We start from the raw sequence: 14,638 nt of genomic DNA, 5'->3' as shown, positions 1-14,638 counted from the left end.
ACCCGATAATTCCTGAAAGATCAAATAGTCCCTGATGTTTCAAGCCGTTGTTGTAAAAAGTCGATAAATGTACGTACTTTCTCGGGTACATGGCGGGTATTGGGATAGAGAGCATAAATTCCTTGTCGGGGAAAGCGGTAATGGGGAAGTAATTGGATTAAACGCCCATTGACGATATCTTCCCGCACCAACCAGGCCGGTAGCAAGGCTACGCCTGCACCACTAAGAGCAAATGCTAAAAGCGAAGCGGCGCTATCCGCCATTAGCATGGGGGAAGTGTTCGCTTTGAAAAGTATGTGATTCCCCTCAGGCGTCAGAACTTGCCAACTTAAAGGCGTCGTGAGGCGGCTGTGTGCGATCCATCGCGCGCATTGAAGTTGCTCTAAATCAACGATCGCATTGCCATGATGTCGCTTTAGATAGTCTTTAGAGGCAACAGGTAAAATGTTGAACCGGTCAATGAGCTTTGCATGGTGAGTAGAATCGGTTAGATGACCTAAGCGAATTGCCACATCAAAACGTCCAGAAATCAGGTCATCATTTTTTGATGAGGCAACGTGTTGAATGCGTAATTTCGAATGAATGGCAGCGAACGCAGAGAGGGCGGGAACGACTACACGCGATCCATATTCCGGGGTAGTGGTAATTCGGAGAATACCATCGAGACCGGAATGGTCACTGCGAACATCGTCCAGAACTTTCTCGGCATGTTGAAGAAGCTGTAAACATCGCTGATAAAAACGCTCGCCAGTATCGGTTACGGTAACTTGTCTGGTGCTGCGGGTGAGCAATGAAACTCCCAACTGTTCCTCAAGTTGCTTAATATTAAAACTCACAACAGCTTTGGTCAGCCCCAGCGTCTGAGCTGCAACGGTAAAACTTCTGGCTTCTACAACCGCCACAAATATCTCAAGTCGCTGCATGTTTAACATGGGCGTTCCTTTATTGGAGACAATAATTGTCAAAATTATTTTGACAGTATAACGGATAAACGTCGATTTATACTTTACTTTTATTACGTTAGGCTGCGCGCTCTAGACTATTTTTAATGGAAAAATGATGACTTATAGGATGCGTGTAGCCAGCGTTTATCTGCTGGGATTCTTTATCGATCTGATCAACATGTTCATCGCCAATGTTGCCTATCCTGACATTGGTCGGCACTTCAATGTGCCGGTTAGTCAACTGGCATGGGTGAGTAGCGGTTATATTCTAGGGCTTACTCTGGTCATTCCAATGAGTAGCTGGCTAGCAAAACGCCTCGGATCAAAGCGTCTATTTATGCTTTCACTCGTCATTTTCATCATCGGCACATTTGGGGTTGGCAGTGCCTCTTCAGTGGAAAACCTCATTGGCTGGAGATGGGTGCAGGGATTGGGGGGAGGATTATTGATTCCGATTGGGCAGACAATGACCTATTTGCTCTACCGTCGCCACGAAAGGGCGAGGCTGTCTGCTGCAGTGATGTTAGTAGGTCTGATGGCGCCAGCGTTGTCCCCGGTCATCGGCGGTATTCTTGTTGACAGTGTCAACTGGCGCTGGGTATTTTGGGCCAGCTTGCCCCTGGCATTCGTGGCATTGATACTGGCCGGTTGCTGGTTGAAACAAGACATTCAAACAACATCCACAGAACGACTTGATGTAAGCGGCCTAATTACCGCCTGTTCAGCGTTAACCCTCATTCTGTTGGGACTGACATACATGGGTGAAACCCAATATTTGAGTCAAGGTACGTTGATGTTCGTTGCTGGCATCGCATTGATGATGTGGTATGTGCGCCGCTCTTTACGTAAAACAGAGCCGTTACTCAACCTTCGGTTAGTTAAGGAGCCGATGCTGAGAACGGCAATGCTAATCTATCAATTCATCCCCGGCATTTTTACCGGGGTCAGTCTGGTTGCCATGCTTTATCTACAGAACCAGCTTGGTATGCACGCAACCCACGTTGGCGCAATGATGATACCTTGGGCTCTGGCATCCTTTACGGCTATCAGCCTGACTGGCAAGACGTTCAATCGCTTAGGGCCCCGGCCTCTATTTATCACAGGCTGTCTGGTACAAGGCGTGGGGATTGGACTATTGGTCCTGATTAGCAGCGCGAGTGACGTCATATTGACAGTATCTGCATACGCCTTGATGGGTTTCGGGGGGAGTCTATGCAGTAGTACAGCACAAAGCTCAGCCTTTATATATATAAAAAATCCCGAACTGGCTGATGCCAGCGCGTTATGGAACATTAACCGCCAGGTGAGTTTTTGTTTCGGGGTCACGCTGATCAGTCTATTACTCAACGTACTACTTAATAGTTCGGGCATTCCCCAAAATCAAGCCTATCACCTGTGCTTTGTATTCGCTGCCAGCAGCGTCATCATTCCCGTTTTAATTTGTCTTCGGATAGCCAACCGCAACGTGATCCTTACGCTAAATCAGGAGAAGTAATGAATCGTTATTTTCAGGAAGTATTAGATGCGCATGAACTGATTCGCCGCTGGTTAGGAGATGCCAGCACGTCCAAAGACGTGTGTGAAAACTTACTGGCTCGTTTTAGTCCGGCGTATTCTATGGTGACGCCAGGTGGAGGTCAGCTAGACTACAAGGCGCTCAGGGCATTCTTCAGCACTCAGTGTGGCGCAAAAGCTGGGTTGGAAATTGAAATCGAAAACATGCAAGTGATTTCCGCAAGTTCAGTAGGAGCCACGGTGACTTATCAGGAGCGACAGCAGCTTCCTGATCAGGATGCGACATTGCGCTTTTCGACCGTCGTGTTTGAATTAGGGAAAGAGAATCAGGTGATATGGCGTCATCTGCATGAAACATCGCTTCCCTTGTGAAAATTCAAATTCTTGCGGGCGAAGCATATCAGCCGACAATATACGTCAGCACTTGTTGCCGGGGCATCAGGGCAAAGTTGCCAGAAAATTGCGCCCCCGCCCGAGACTCATCAGATAATGTTTTCAACAGCTTAATCTTCATTGTGCGATCATCACCATCGATTGACGTTATCTCAGCCGCGTGGAAATCAAAGAAGCATTTGACATGGGGATACAGTGCTTTAAACAGACTTTCTTTGAGGGAGAACGCAAGGGTAAATGCCTGTTCGAAAGGTAATGCACATTCAGTCAGTAATGCCGCTTCATGGTCATTGATGATGCTGCCTGCAATGCTCTCGATGGTCTCTGATTTAATCTCTTGTTCGATATCCACGCCGATCATTCGGTATTGATCGCAGGAAGCGGCAAATGCAATGGCGCAGTGGGTGGAATGGGAGATGGAACCACAAATATTATCAGGCCAGATTGGGGAACGATCTTGAGCATTGGTGACCTGAAAGCCGGGGTAACCCAGATGGTTTAAAACGTGTTGAGTGCAATAGCGGGCGGCCAGATATTCCGCCCGCCGTTTATTGACGGCATTCTGTAATTTGTCTGGGTAGGCAATGCCATATTCATCAAATAAGCTATCCCGATAGCAAACCGGATCAAAGTAGGTCAGCATGATTGGAATATCAGGACACCCTGACAGTATCCCTGTTTGTATTTCATTGAAAAAATTGTCATTAGTGGTGGTCATCTGGGCAGGGGTAAACGTAATTTTTTTCATCATTGGCTTTTATTATGAGTTGTGATTATCGGTAGTAGAGCATGTGAAAATGATTATTGCCTGATTTTGGTTTTTGTTCACTAGTGCTCTGATTCTTTTTATACTTTGCCTGTTATCATTTTAAAAAAGAGGTCAATGTGGAAATATTAGTGACAGGTGGGATGGGATATATCGGTAGCCATACTTGTGTTCAAATGCTTGCAGCAGGGATGACGCCGATCATCGTCGATAATCTGTGCAATGCCAATCGTGAAGTGTTGGCCCGAATCGAGGCATTGACGGGGGTGCAGCCTCTGTTTTATGAAGGGGATATTCGTGATGAATCATTCCTTGATGCCATTTTCGCCCGCCATCAAATTCAGTCCGTGATTCATTTTGCCGGCCTGAAAGCCGTTGGGGAGTCTGTCGCTAAACCTGTCGAATATTATGACAACAATGTCAATGGAACGCTGGTGCTGGTGCGCAGTATGCATAAAGCCGGGGTAAAAAGCCTCATTTTCAGTTCATCCGCAACGGTATATGGCGATCCGGATGTCGTGCCGATTACCGAACAATCCACGGTGGGCAATACCACTAACCCTTATGGCACCAGCAAATATATGGTGGAACGCTGCTTATCTGATCTTCATCACGCAGAAAATGATTGGTCTGTGGTGTTATTGCGTTATTTTAATCCGGTTGGTGCTCATCCTTCGGGCACGATGGGGGAAGATCCACAGGGTATCCCTAACAACCTGATGCCGTATATTGCCCAAGTCGCGGTAGGCCGCCGGGAAAAACTGTCCGTTTATGGCGATGATTATCCGACCCCTGATGGTACTGGGGTTCGCGATTATATTCATGTTATGGATTTGGCTGACGGACATATTGCTGCACTGAATGCGGTGGGGGAAAAATCGGGTTTACATATCTACAATTTGGGCACCGGAAAAGGCACCAGCGTTCTGGAGATGGTCGAAGCCTTCAGCAATGCCTGTGGCAAGCCCGTTGCCTATGAAATTTGTCCGCGTCGCCCGGGGGACATTGCCGAGTGCTGGTCAAGCCCGGAAAAAGCCGAGCGTGAGTTGGGCTGGAAAGCCAATCGCACCATCGTGGACATGACCGCCGATGCGTGGCGCTGGCAGTCCCAGAATCCCAATGGTTATAGCGTGAAATAATAAAAAGTCCCGGTTTTCGGTTGGGTGAAGACCCGATTTGATGAAGATCAAGAGAAACCCACTATGTCAAAGTCAAAGATGTCGTTCAACCCGGTTGATTGTCCACATAGGCGATATAACCCTTTGACAGGGAAATGGATTATTGTCTCACCCCACCGGGCTAAACGGCCGTGGAGTGGCATTGATGAAAAACCACTCCACGCGGTCGTGCCAAGTTATGATGAAAATTGTTTTTTATGCCCGAATAACCTCCGGGTTTCTGGTGACCGCAATCCAGATTATCCGGGTATTTATGTCTTCCAGAATGATTATTCTGCCTTGTTACCCGAAGCCTTTGGCATTGCATCTGGCGATAACCCGCTGTTTAAAGCTGAACCCGCGAGCGGCGTTTGCCGGGTACTCTGTTTTTCTCCCGATCACAGCAAGACATTGCCGGAACTGCCATTGGCGCAGATCCGCCATGTCATTGATGCGTGGAATGCGCAGATTGAAGAACTGAGCCAGCGTTATACCTGGGTTCAGGTTTTTGAGAACAAAGGGGAAATGATGGGCTGTTCTCAGCCGCATCCCCACGGCCAGATTTGGGCCAGTGATTTCCTGCCCGATGAGCTGGTACGTAAAGATGAATTGTTACAACACTATTATCGCCAACAAGGTTCTAACTTATTGATGGATTACGTCGAGGCAGAGCGGAAAGAGGGTTCACGTTCCGTTGTGGAAACCGAACACTGGCTGGCGGTTGTGCCTTATTGGGCGATGTGGCCTTTTGAAACCATGCTATTGCCGAAAAGCCATGTCCGTCGCATGAATGAACTGACAGCAGCACAACGTGATGATTTGGCGGTGGCGATTAAAAAATTGACCAGCCGATATGACAATCTGTTTGCATGTGCTTTTCCCTATTCGATGGGGTGGCATTTTGCGCCTTTCTTCGAACATCAGTGCGATCCCCCTCTCAAGACCCAAAAACACGATATCGATCACTGGCAATTACATGCACTGTTTTATCCGCCGTTATTGCGTTCAGCCTCTGTCCGCAAATTCGTGGTGGGTTATGAAATGTTGGCGGAACCTCAGCGTGACCTGACACCGGAACAAGCGGCGGAGCGGTTGCGTGATGTCAGTGATATCCATTTTAAAATGCGCTAGTCCTTGATAAAGCCCGTTTTGGGAGGAAAAGTGATGTTATGAAAAATAAAAAGATAAAAAACAATAGCATGAAAACGTTAATCCAAAACGTCACTGAATCTTTTAAGGCGTGCTTTGATTATTCCCCCACGCACTTTTGTCAGGCTCCGGGGCGGGTGAATCTTATCGGTGAACATACCGATTATAACGAGGGTTTCGTTTTACCTTGTGCCATTGATTTCCGGACAGTCGTTGCCGCAGCGAAACGTGAGGATACATGGATTCGGGTTATTGCCGTTGATTATTACAATGCGCGCGATGAATTTGATCTCTCCCGGCCGATTTTGTTCCAACCAGAAAAAATGTGGGCGAACTATATCCGTGGTGTCGTGAAATATTTGCGGGAGCGCGGCTATTCATTTGGTGGCATGGATATTGCCGTCAGTGGCAATATTCCACAGGGGGCCGGTTTGAGTTCGTCAGCGTCGTTGGAGGTTGCCATTGGGCAAGCGATCAAATCGCTTTATCAGCTCGATATCAACGCCAAAATGATTGCATTAAATGGGCAGCAGGCAGAAAACCAATTTGTGGGCTGCCATTCCGGTATTATGGATCAATTAATTTCCGCTTGTGGAGAAGAAAACCACGCTTTGTTGATTGATTGCCGCACGTTGGCAACTCAGGCTGTGCACATGCCGGATAATATGATGGTGATGATCATTAATTCCAATAAACGGCGTGGTCTGGTGGGTAGCGAATACAACATTCGCCGGCAGCAATGTGAAGAGGCCGCCCGTCTTCTGGGAGTGAAGGCACTGCGTGATATCTCCCTTGATGATTTTAATGCTAAACGGGGGCGGCTCGATGCGCTACTCGCCAGACGTGCCCGTCATGTGATTACAGAAAATGCGCGCACTGAAGCAGCAGCAGAGGCTTTGAGAGCCGGCGATTTATTTCGCCTGGGCCAGCTTATGGCGGAATCCCATATTTCCATGCGTGATGACTTTGAAATTACGGTCAGTGAAATTGATCTGCTGGTTGATATTGTGAAAAACGTCATTCGTGATCGTGGGGGTGTTCGCATGACGGGGGGCGGTTTTGGCGGTTGTGTCGTCGCATTGGTTGCCCCTGATTTAGTGGAAAACGTGAGAAAAGCGATCGAACAGCACTACGAAGCGAAAACAGGTCTGAAAGCCACCCTCTATCGATGTCAGGCAGTAAAAGGGGCCGGCCAACTGGCTTTACCCAATTATTTTTTTAAGTGACAGAAAATAATGAGTGACAGAAAATAATGGGTAACAAAAAGGATGATTTAAGCAGTAAACCATCCTGAGATGATGCAAAAAAACCTATTCTGGTTTTTGGGATTCGGCTTTATTTGCCGGTGTAGATTTCCGGGCTGACTGACACGCTTTACGCTCGCCGGGTTCACGCTCTTGAATGATTTTTGCTGTTTCATCTACGGTGGGAAGTGGAAAGCCCATATCATCATAAGCCCCAAAACCGATTAAACGATAACCACTTAACGGGGAATTGACTGGGACACGAAACTCTTTTTTCTCCCCCACAGCCAATGGCTCAAATGCGTGCACGGCCAGTGTCCCGGGTTCACATTTAGCATTGAGCGGCAAAACGGCCAGATATCCACCCGCCACAGGTTGATCGCCTTTATTTTGCAATGTACCCCCTACAAAGAACTGACCATTGGCACCCAACCCCATGTGAAACAGCAAATGAGCTTCCCCTTTTGCCCATAATGCCGGAGTAAACAGGCTGCTTGCCAATAACATTGCATTGCATGTGTAACCACGCCAATTCATCTTTATGCTCCTATTTATGAGGTTCTCACCCTTTCTAACATCAAATAGGTATCGCAGCAGTCGGGAGAAAAATCAAGATTCCATTCATTATTTATGGTGTTGTTATTGACTGCCTGCTTTTTGACTACTTGCTTTTTAACTACTTGCTTTTTGACTAAAGGCGCACGCAAGAATCTCGTATTTTGGTATGGCTGCTTGCCATGATCTTTTTATATTTATCAAAATCCAATCGGGCAATGTAACTGGCTAAAATATGGTTACATACCAGTCCATCAGGAATATTCACATTATCCGGTGTAGAGAGATGGGTGGTATGTGATAGTGAAGCGTAACCTGAAACCTCTGGCGGGTAATGAGGAACGAGGTCTTCTGTATAATTAATTACTTCATAATTGGCTGCATTGTTGAAAAAACATTCCTGAATGCTGTTAGCAAATGTTTGGTTCCCTGGCCGTGGGCAGGCAAACAAACAGGCAAAACGACGGCGGAACAGGGGGGCGATATCATACATGAGGTAAGAGGCGATTGCTGCCCCAAGGCTATGGCCGATGATCGTTACTGTGTATCCCCCCTTTAAGCTGATAAAACCAGCAAGTCCATTGGGTAAATCCACCAGATTGTAATCATAACCGGGCATGGCTTCTCGTGGCTTGAATTTTAACTTCCTGTATGCCTTAAAAAAACCCGCATGCACTTTTTGGTTTGGAACGTTAATCCACGGTGAAACCAACTTGCTATCCAGACTTTGGATGATCTCTAATAAGTTTGTCGGGTCTGTCCCACGGATAACAACGACATATCTTCCTTTGCCCCGCTTCATCTCTGCAACGTATCCGTAACAGACATTTGTCGGCAGATGGAAAAGTGTTTTCTCATGCGTTTCCGGATCTGTTTTGGTCGTCAGATCATTCCCCCAAATATACCCCTTGAGTTCCCATTCATCTTCTTCAATGCGCGGATCAGGAGGGGGAGTCGGATCATTGTAGTATTGAGCGTTCATATCCGATGCGTATAACACTAACGATGCAAGTTCGGCGGCTTCTTTTTCTGTATACATATCATGATCCTTTTATTCTTATAGTTGTGTCATTGCTGTGTGATTGTTTTGTTTTTGTCATTTAATTGTAGATTTCTCTGGGCGTTTTGCGGGTGGTAAAGGCGATAAAACAGATTGAGTGACGTTCTGTTTAACGAAAATCGTCGTAAACTCCTGCCTGGTACTACAGTCGTACGCTCCATTGTGGCATGATCGCTCATGATATATTTTTCCTGAAAATAGGGGGAGGTGTTCAATACACTCACCTATCAACCTTTGGGAACAAGAACAGCTCTCATTACATACGCGTCTGATACCGTTATTTCACCATGCCAGTCCACAGCAACGCAGCCTCGCCTGATGGCATTCAGTATTTTCTGGAACGGGCCCATTGGGATGTCGAGGCGGCCCGCGATATCTTATGCGACTATGTGACTGACCATCTCGGTGATGAGCAAGGGATCCTTATCGTTGATAAAACCGGTTTTATCAAAAAAGCACCCATTCTGCTGGCGTCCAACGCCAATATAGCGGTACCGCCGGACGGGTAGAAAACAGTCAGACAGGCGTCTTTCTCTGTTATGCCAGTCAGGGCGGCCATGCTTTTATTGACCGGGCCTTATACCTGCCTGAACGATGGACAGATGACCGGCCCCGCTGTAAAGCCGCCGGCATTCCTGACGCGGTCACCTTTGCCACCAAACCCCAACTTGCCCAACAGATGCTGGAACGTGCATTAGATGCCGGCGTTCCTTGTGGCTGGGTGACCGCCGATACGGTTTATGGTCAAGATCGTCGCCTACGGTGCGGGTTGGAATCCCGATATCAACAGTTTGTACTGGCGAGCCTCAAAAATGAAAGCGTGTGGTGGCAAGGACCTACGTATACCCGAGCCGACAGGATTGTGGACAGTTTGCCTTCCCCGTGTTGGGAAAAACACTCTGCGGGATCGGGGACCAAGGGAGAACGTTGGTACGACTGGGTTTGGGTGCCGCTTTGGCGTTTGCAACTCAGTGAGGAAGAACGGAATTATGGTCATTATCTGCGGGTTCGGCGCAGCCGGGATGAGAAACAGGAGCGGGCTTATTATATCGTCTATGCCCGCAGAGAACAGGCTGACCTGAAAACCCTGGTTCAAGTGGCAGGGTGTCGCTGGGAAATTGAAAGTGGTTTTGAGGAAACGAAGGGGGAATGTGGCTTGGATCATGATGAAGTGCGGCAATGGCACAGTTGGTATCGGCACATTACCTTATCGCTATTGGCTCATGCGGTTCTGGCGGTCTTGCGAATACAGGAGAAAAAAACACCGGCGGGGTTGGTAGCCCTGAGTATCCCGGAACTGCGTAAGCTGTTGTCAAAATTGAGGGAAAAAACAGGAGAGGCAGTCGAACCGATTTTACATTGGTCAGACTGGTGGCGACGACACCAATACTATGCACAACAATGCCATTATCGTCGTCGGAATAACCCTATGATGACAGAGCAATTACGACTGTAGTACTAGTGTTAACATTTTGACGCGTGTATTTTTATCTGACAGTAAAGCAATCGGCATTATTACCCGTGAATCATAATCGACTAATATTTGTTACGGTAAACAGCGTACCGAGTCATCAAATAACCCCATATTCATCATCATCGGTAAATAGCCTTGCATCACGCTAAAATTCATTGAAAACGTCGATACCAACTTTATTTTCAGCTTTCCATTGCTGTCTTCTTTTCTCATGAACAACATAGGACAACAGTTTGTCTAGTGTCGCTGATAAGTTGATCCCTAAATTACGAGCTTCATCTACCTGGACGCTCCCGTAATCAAATGACTATGTTTAACTCTGCCATTTTGGCACATTGATGCCGACTGCTGAATGAGAACATCCATCCATTATTTCCGGCGACTTAGAATACCCCAGTATCTTACGATTGAGTCGCTTAAGTCGGTTGCGTAATGTCAAATTCTCCCACTCGATACGCTGCATGAAGGTTTTTCCGACAAAGTACTGGCTTTTTGGTAATAGATTGTAAGCCTTGAAATTATCTGTACACCAGAAAACAACATTGAACGAGGCGAGCTTTTGAGAAGTTTCCTGAGTGTTTTTTGCTTCTCGCTCCAAACATATGAGCAATGATCCGTTCCGGATGAGGCTCGCAAGCATACCATAATCAGCGTTGGCATTTTTTATTCCCGACGAATAACCACGCATCATCAACTTCACAAATAAGCTGAACGTTTACATTATCCAGGGGGAGCGGCGTTACGCATTGCGGTTTAAGTTTTTTAAAACACGGACAAGGGCACTAATACTGATATGTAATGCACGGGTAGTATCACGGATACCGGCGTTGTTTATGGCAAAATCAACGACTTGCTCTTTTATACCTGCCTGGCACGCCCGATAGGCGTAATCAAGTTGAAAGGTTCGTTTGCAGGAGAAACAGCGATAGTGTTGATACCCCGAATCGCCTTTGCCATGCTTTTTGACGCATTCAATTTGCTGACAAAATCGATATCTTACTTCAACCGTCGCCATTTCATTTCTCCGAAAAAATGGCGATTATGTACAAACATCAACGGGTTGAATACGTGACCCATCATTTGGTCTTTTCCAAGGTATTATTCCTGTATTAAAAAATATTTTGTTTTTTTTATATTCTGTTTTTTATCTTCAGAATACATGGTAAAAAAGTGTCATTTATTTTAATAATATTTTAATAAATATCACATGTTTCTATTTTATCTTTAACATGCTTCACATCATCCAGGTGTGTAGAAAAATAGTGAATGGGAAAGAATAAATGATTGTTGACAACCCGTACGATTTACTGTTTTCAAAGGCTTTTATAAAGATAGATATTGCTGACGGAATTAATGTAAACCTGAAGCTAGAAGGATTTTCGGCCACTGGATCGATAAAATTTAAGTCAGCACTGCATATGATAACGCAACTGGAAAATGAAGGAAAACTACTTCCGGGTATGCGAATTATTGAGAGCTCTTCGGGAAACCTGGGTTTAGCATTATCAATGATTTGTGCCGCTAAAGGCTACAAATTTACTTGTATCAGCGACCCGAACATTTCACCGCAGACCGCACGCATTATTGAGGCCTACGGCGCAGAGTTGATTATAGTTCAGAAACGGGATGAAAATGGCGGTTTTCTTGCTACCCGTATCAACCTGATCAAATCCATGCTTGCGCAGGATGAACAATTGCTCTGGGTTAACCAATATGAAAACGAGGAAAATGTCAGAGCCCACTACCTGTCAACCGGACCGGAGATTCTGAGCGTTTTTCCCACACCAGATTATGTTTTTATCGGTGCCGGTACAACCGGCACATTAGGCGGGGTATCACGCTATCTTCGGGAACATGCGCCCAGTGCCCGTATAATCGCGGTGGATAGTAAAGGCTCCGTCACTTTTGGTCAACCAGCAGGAAAACGTCTTATTCCAGGTCTTGGCACTAGCAATCCTCCTGCAATCCGTGTCCACTCCAACTTTGATGAATTGCTGATGATTCCAGGAATTGATGCCGTGGCTATGTGTCATCGGTTAGCTCAACGTGGTCTGCTGTTAGGTGGATCGTCAGGTACGGTACTGGCGGGTGTTGAACAATATACACCGATGCTGCCCTTAGGAGCATGTGTAGTGGCAATCTTACCGGACATGGGCGATCGTTGTATTGATACCATTTATAACCCTAATTGGGTCAAAACTCACTTTCCTACTCTGTCGCCAGTCGCAGAATCTACCTGAGACATTTTGAATAACACACAAATAAAGAGTAATTATGGCAAATACTACACCTTCTTTTACGGTAATTGGTGCTGCACAAATCGCCCCTTGGCTGGATGCGAACCCTGATGCACTTGTGAAGGCAGTTAAACAGGCTTACCTGCAACACGCACATGATAATACTATCAACCCAGACAGCTATTTCCTGCGTTTTCCAGATCACCCACGACAGAGAATTATCGCTCTACCTGCTTCTATTGAAAGCGACAATCCGATTACGGGCATTAAGTGGATATCCAGCTTCCCAGAAAATATTGATAAGGGATTGGATCGTGCTTCGACAGTGTTGATTGTAAATGACCGACACACTGGTTATCCCCGCGCTTGTCTTGAAGGTAGTCTGATCAGCGCGGCGCGTACCGCCGCCTCGGCGATACTCGGAGCCAGTTATTTGCATCCGACACCGAAAAAAATTAAACAGCTGGGCGTGGTAGGTTGCGGACCTATTGCGTACCGTACCTTGGAACTGCTAGTAAAGCTGGGATGGGAAATCGATACACTCTGTATGTGCGATCTCAGTGAAACCCGTAGTCAGATGTTTCGCGACAAGTCTGTTGGTTGGACCGGCACCAGTTACAGTGCGCCTCTGGAATCCACCATCCGTGAATCAGATATGGTGCTGATTGCTACTTCAGCAACCCAGCCCTATATTACTTCTCCCGCTTGGTTCAGCCATGCGCCGACCGTGCTGCATATGTCGTTGCGTGATCTGGCACCGGAAATCATTCTGGTAGGGCAGAACATAGCGGATGATGTCAGCCACTGCCTGAAGGCACAGACTTCACCCCATCTCGCCAGCCTGCAAGTAGGTCATCATGATTTTATGGCGGGAGGAATCGCTGATTTAATTGAACGACGTGTTGCTCCAGATAACAGCCGACCACGTATATTCTCGCCGTTTGGTATGGGGATTCTCGATCTGGCTGTAGCGCAACAATTACTGGAGACTCTCAATACTGAGGATAAAGTATGCATTTATGACTTTTTCCCTGACGCATATAGCGGGAGTTGATCGATACATGAGTAATGTGATTAAACGTGAAGTAATGCTGGCTTTTAGGCGCTCCTCACCCCTTCTGATTTCTTCAACTCTTTCCGGAGTAGTGTTTGGAGCTTTGGTGATCGCCGGTGGTCTCACTATCAAAGACGGCCTGGTAATGTCTGGGTTTATCTATTCCGGGGCAGCCCAGTTTGTCGGACTTCAACTGATTCTATCTCATACCGAACTGACGGTAGCACTGATCACTACTTTGCTTCTGAGTTTGCGCTTTTTTCTTTATGCCATCTCGTTGGTTGATGAAGTGAAGGCGATCCCTCTCAGCTGGCGCATTATACTGGCATTTGGCCTGATCGATGCTGTATTTGTGATGGCGAAAGAACGCTTTAGTGAATCAGGGCAGCAGGCTGATAAGAATATCTATTTTATGAGTTGTGTGCTGATTTTTTATTTTAACTGGATTATAGGCACTGCTATCGGTCTGTTTCTCGGTGATATGTTGTCGGCTTTTGCGTCTGCTTGGGGACTAGAGTTTATTGCCTACGCCACGTTTGTCGCCATGTTAGTTCCCTATCTGAGGATACCCCGCAATTTTGCAGTTTCGCTGGTTGCGCTAGTGGTGTGGATGTTGTGCGCTCATCTGCCTTATAACCTTGGCATCTTGGTTGCCTGTGCTGCTTCGGTGATTATTGTTAAATTGGTACAAAATTTGCGCCAGCGTCAACGGCAGATAATAAAGAAGGAGAAGTAATGAGTGATACTATGATGGTGATCCTAGCCATGGGCGTAACAGTGTTTGCTGTGCGCAGCGTAGCGTTTATTTTTGCTAATTATATTACGCTGCCATCGGTAATTAAGGATGCATTTGAACTACTGCCACCAGCCATCCTAACCGTTATTATCGCCAACGGCGTGATGATGGACACTCAGACAGAAACATTGAACCTTTCTTTGGGTAATGCCTTTATGCTGGCGACTCTGATAACTGTTGTCATTGCGACGCGGATGAAAAACTTCTTCGGCATCATTTTAGTGGGTTATCTGGTTTTTCTTGCGTTACGTGCGTTGATGGGGAACTAACCAATGAATACTAGGGGCTGTTGAC

General features: G+C 46.6%; 15 protein-coding genes and 2 pseudogenes. 10 read left to right on the top strand and 7 right to left on the bottom strand.

Annotation, left to right across the window (positions count from 1 at the left end):
* Window positions 1–20 precede the first annotated feature (20 nt).
* Window positions 21–932, bottom strand: coding sequence for a LysR family transcriptional regulator (locus Xbed_RS00690; protein WP_086111032.1), 912 nt, complete (start codon window positions 930–932; stop codon window positions 21–23).
* A gap of 127 nt (window positions 933–1,059) precedes the next feature.
* Between Xbed_RS00690 and Xbed_RS00685 the strand changes: the two genes are divergently transcribed.
* Entirely contained in the window at window positions 1,060–2,439 is a 1,380-nt protein-coding gene (locus Xbed_RS00685; RefSeq protein ID WP_086111031.1) for an MFS transporter, read from the top strand.
* Window positions 2,439–2,831 carry a nuclear transport factor 2 family protein gene (locus Xbed_RS00680; RefSeq protein ID WP_086111030.1) on the top strand — a complete coding sequence of 131 codons (393 nt, stop codon included), beginning with the start codon at window positions 2,439–2,441 and terminating at the stop codon, window positions 2,829–2,831. The genes Xbed_RS00685 and Xbed_RS00680 overlap by 1 nt, the downstream gene beginning before the upstream one ends.
* A gap of 28 nt (window positions 2,832–2,859) precedes the next feature.
* On the opposite strand, the gene Xbed_RS00675 is transcribed toward Xbed_RS00680, so the two are convergent.
* Window positions 2,860–3,603, bottom strand: coding sequence for a 4'-phosphopantetheinyl transferase family protein (locus tag Xbed_RS00675; protein ID WP_244182373.1), 744 nt, complete (start codon window positions 3,601–3,603; stop codon window positions 2,860–2,862).
* A 134-nt stretch (window positions 3,604–3,737) separates the two neighbouring features.
* Between Xbed_RS00675 and galE the strand changes: the two genes are divergently transcribed.
* The 3 genes from galE (at window position 3,738) to galK (ending at window position 7,150) form a co-directional block, all read left to right on the top strand.
* The gene (gene galE, locus Xbed_RS00670; protein WP_086111028.1) at window positions 3,738–4,757 is read left to right on the top strand and encodes a UDP-glucose 4-epimerase GalE; all 1,020 of its coding nucleotides are present in this window, start codon (window positions 3,738–3,740) and stop codon (window positions 4,755–4,757) included.
* A 63-nt stretch (window positions 4,758–4,820) separates the two neighbouring features.
* A complete protein-coding gene (locus tag Xbed_RS00665; RefSeq protein ID WP_086111027.1) occupies window positions 4,821–5,906 on the top strand; it encodes a UDP-glucose--hexose-1-phosphate uridylyltransferase in 1,086 nt (361 codons plus the stop codon).
* 68 nt (window positions 5,907–5,974) lie between these two features.
* Window positions 5,975–7,150: a galactokinase gene (gene galK, locus Xbed_RS00660; protein ID WP_086111119.1), complete on the top strand. Its 1,176-nt coding sequence runs from the start codon at window positions 5,975–5,977 to the stop codon at window positions 7,148–7,150.
* Between the two features lie 84 nt (window positions 7,151–7,234).
* Here galK and Xbed_RS00655 read toward each other — a convergent pair whose 3' ends face one another.
* Window positions 7,235–7,705, bottom strand: a complete 471-nt coding sequence (locus tag Xbed_RS00655; RefSeq protein WP_086111026.1) for a membrane-associated Zn-dependent protease 1 — start codon at window positions 7,703–7,705, stop codon at window positions 7,235–7,237.
* A gap of 154 nt (window positions 7,706–7,859) precedes the next feature.
* Window positions 7,860–8,762, bottom strand: a complete 903-nt coding sequence (locus tag Xbed_RS00650; protein ID WP_086111025.1) for a lipase family protein — start codon at window positions 8,760–8,762, stop codon at window positions 7,860–7,862.
* Window positions 8,763–9,091: 329 nt separating this feature from the next.
* On the opposite strand from Xbed_RS00650, the pseudogene Xbed_RS00645 reads away from it, so the two are divergent.
* A pseudogene (locus tag Xbed_RS00645) lies at window positions 9,092–10,044 on the top strand (IS701 family transposase); the annotation flags it as partial.
* Between the two features lie 358 nt (window positions 10,045–10,402).
* Here the strand turns inward: Xbed_RS00645 and Xbed_RS00640 are convergent.
* From Xbed_RS00640 to Xbed_RS20470, 3 genes and pseudogenes are all read right to left on the bottom strand, one after another.
* Window positions 10,403–10,528, bottom strand: a pseudogene (locus Xbed_RS00640) (type II toxin-antitoxin system CcdA family antitoxin); the annotation flags it as partial.
* A 42-nt stretch (window positions 10,529–10,570) separates the two neighbouring features.
* Window positions 10,571–10,948, bottom strand: coding sequence for an IS1 family transposase (locus Xbed_RS20475; protein WP_279625500.1), 378 nt, complete (start codon window positions 10,946–10,948; stop codon window positions 10,571–10,573).
* Between the two features lie 48 nt (window positions 10,949–10,996).
* On the bottom strand, window positions 10,997–11,272 hold the full coding sequence (locus Xbed_RS20470; protein WP_279625499.1) for an IS1-like element transposase: 276 nt from the start codon (window positions 11,270–11,272) through the stop codon (window positions 10,997–10,999).
* A gap of 265 nt (window positions 11,273–11,537) precedes the next feature.
* Here Xbed_RS20470 and sbnA point away from each other — a divergent pair, with 265 nt between their 5' ends.
* The 4 genes from sbnA to Xbed_RS00615 are packed head-to-tail and all read left to right on the top strand — an operon-like array spanning window position 11,538 to window position 14,613.
* Window positions 11,538–12,497, top strand: a complete 960-nt coding sequence (gene sbnA / locus Xbed_RS00630) for a 2,3-diaminopropionate biosynthesis protein SbnA (RefSeq protein WP_086111023.1) — start codon at window positions 11,538–11,540, stop codon at window positions 12,495–12,497.
* Between the two features lie 34 nt (window positions 12,498–12,531).
* Window positions 12,532–13,548 (top strand): 2,3-diaminopropionate biosynthesis protein SbnB, encoded by a 1,017-nt coding sequence (gene sbnB, locus Xbed_RS00625; RefSeq protein ID WP_086111022.1) that lies wholly within the window; start codon window positions 12,532–12,534, stop codon window positions 13,546–13,548.
* 7 nt (window positions 13,549–13,555) lie between these two features.
* On the top strand, window positions 13,556–14,284 hold the full coding sequence (locus Xbed_RS00620) for an AzlC family ABC transporter permease (RefSeq protein ID WP_167371844.1): 729 nt from the start codon (window positions 13,556–13,558) through the stop codon (window positions 14,282–14,284).
* Window positions 14,284–14,613, top strand: a complete 330-nt coding sequence (locus Xbed_RS00615; protein ID WP_086111020.1) for an AzlD domain-containing protein — start codon at window positions 14,284–14,286, stop codon at window positions 14,611–14,613. The genes Xbed_RS00620 and Xbed_RS00615 overlap by 1 nt, the downstream gene beginning before the upstream one ends.
* The last annotated feature ends 25 nt before the right edge of the window (window positions 14,614–14,638 follow it).

This window comes from Xenorhabdus beddingii (assembly GCF_002127545.1).
Taxonomy (GTDB): Bacteria; Pseudomonadota; Gammaproteobacteria; order Enterobacterales; family Enterobacteriaceae; genus Xenorhabdus; species Xenorhabdus beddingii.
This window is presented reverse-complemented; position numbering and strand designations above follow the sequence as displayed.

Bases quoted from the DNA above. Each gene is read 5' to 3' on its own strand.
- Xbed_RS00690 (WP_086111032.1), bottom strand. From the start codon at position 932: ATGTTAAACATGCAGCGACTTGAGATATTTGTGGCGGTTGTAGAAGCC.
- Xbed_RS00685 (WP_086111031.1), top strand. From the start codon at position 1,060: ATGACTTATAGGATGCGTGTAGCCAGCGTTTATCTGCTGGGATTCTTT.
- Xbed_RS00680 (WP_086111030.1), top strand. From the start codon at position 2,439: ATGAATCGTTATTTTCAGGAAGTATTAGATGCGCATGAACTGATTCGC.
- Xbed_RS00675 (WP_244182373.1), bottom strand. From the start codon at position 3,603: ATGATGAAAAAAATTACGTTTACCCCTGCCCAGATGACCACCACTAAT.
- Xbed_RS00665 (WP_086111027.1), top strand. From the start codon at position 4,821: ATGTCAAAGTCAAAGATGTCGTTCAACCCGGTTGATTGTCCACATAGG.
- galK (WP_086111119.1), top strand. From the start codon at position 5,975: ATGAAAACGTTAATCCAAAACGTCACTGAATCTTTTAAGGCGTGCTTT.
- Xbed_RS00655 (WP_086111026.1), bottom strand. From the start codon at position 7,705: ATGAATTGGCGTGGTTACACATGCAATGCAATGTTATTGGCAAGCAGC.
- Xbed_RS00650 (WP_086111025.1), bottom strand. From the start codon at position 8,762: ATGTATACAGAAAAAGAAGCCGCCGAACTTGCATCGTTAGTGTTATAC.
- Xbed_RS20475 (WP_279625500.1), bottom strand. From the start codon at position 10,948: ATGATGCGTGGTTATTCGTCGGGAATAAAAAATGCCAACGCTGATTAT.
- Xbed_RS20470 (WP_279625499.1), bottom strand. From the start codon at position 11,272: ATGGCGACGGTTGAAGTAAGATATCGATTTTGTCAGCAAATTGAATGC.
- sbnA (WP_086111023.1), top strand. From the start codon at position 11,538: ATGATTGTTGACAACCCGTACGATTTACTGTTTTCAAAGGCTTTTATA.
- sbnB (WP_086111022.1), top strand. From the start codon at position 12,532: ATGGCAAATACTACACCTTCTTTTACGGTAATTGGTGCTGCACAAATC.
- Xbed_RS00620 (WP_167371844.1), top strand. From the start codon at position 13,556: ATGAGTAATGTGATTAAACGTGAAGTAATGCTGGCTTTTAGGCGCTCC.
- Xbed_RS00615 (WP_086111020.1), top strand. From the start codon at position 14,284: ATGAGTGATACTATGATGGTGATCCTAGCCATGGGCGTAACAGTGTTT.